The following is a 1,068-nucleotide window of genomic DNA, read 5'->3' on the forward strand; positions in this document are numbered from 1 at the left end:
TGTAGGTTTGTCAAACATATGTTACACCCCGATCAATAAATTCCCTCAGAACAGTTTGTGGTGATTTCCACCCCAGAGGTCTCATGGGAAACTGGTTATAATCCCTACGGTTATAGGTTTGAAGCTGCTTGGAAAAATCCTCAAAGGAATAGAAAGTATGCGAGGTATAAAAACGTTCATTATCCTTGCGGTGGCTGCGTTCCACTTTTCCGTTATGACGTGGTGTAAAGGGTCGGATCAGTTTATGTTGGATGCCAAGTTCTTTTAAAGTCCGTTGGAATAAAGTCAATGTTTCTTTGCCGGAAGTGGAAAAGCGCTTTGTAAACTCCACGCCGTTGTCTGTCTGAACGCATTCGATTGGCATAGGAAAGCGTTGGATCAGATGCTTGAGGAACTGTGCGGATGAATAGGTGCTGTGTTCTTCAAAAGCTTCCACATACCGCCAGCGGGAGTACTCATCAATGGCGGTATACTGATAGAATTTCTTTCCTTTCGCATTATTGACAAGACAACATGCAGGAACGAATTTCACATCGACCTGGATACGCTGTCCGGGATATTTCATCTGCTCATAAGGCTTCGGAATATATTTGGGATTCGGAAGTTTTTGAGCCAAGATTCCCTGTTTCTTCAGAAAACGATACAATCCTGGGATGGAACGTTTATAACCGCGCTGCATAAGTTTGACCCAAAAGACAACCAGACCAGAATGGGGATTGCGCCTACGCATATCTTGGATCAGCTTGATTTCTTCAGGTGTATGCTGATTGGGATGGTGATGGGGACGGCGTGAACGATCGCGGAGAGACTCTATTGTGCCGTCATAGCGGCGCTTCCAACGATAAATATACTGGCGGTTTGTCTTATATTTAATTGCTGCTTTTGAGACACCATATTTTTCGGCGAAACGGATCAGGGATAGACGATACCTCATATCTTGTGTTATACTTGCCATGCGGGAATACTTCCTTTCTTAAATGTTTAGGTTTGGTAGCTTAAAGCATAACACAGAAAAGGTATTTCCGCTTTTTAATTATTCAGTTGTAACACATGTATTGTAATCCTACA

At 43.0% G+C, this 1,068-nt stretch carries 1 protein-coding gene; it reads right to left on the bottom strand.

All coding sequences use genetic code 11. From position 1 onward, the window contains the following. Positions 1–10: 10 nt before the first annotated feature. On the bottom strand, positions 11–955 hold the full coding sequence (locus LI112_RS17800) for a DDE-type integrase/transposase/recombinase (RefSeq protein ID WP_009243765.1): 945 nt from the start codon (positions 953–955) through the stop codon (positions 11–13). Positions 956–1,068 lie beyond the last annotated feature (113 nt).

Origin of the sequence: Blautia sp. 210820-DFI.6.14 (assembly GCF_020558815.1) — a bacterium.
In the GTDB taxonomy this organism is placed as follows: Bacteria; Bacillota; Clostridia; order Lachnospirales; family Lachnospiraceae; genus Blautia_A; species Blautia_A obeum.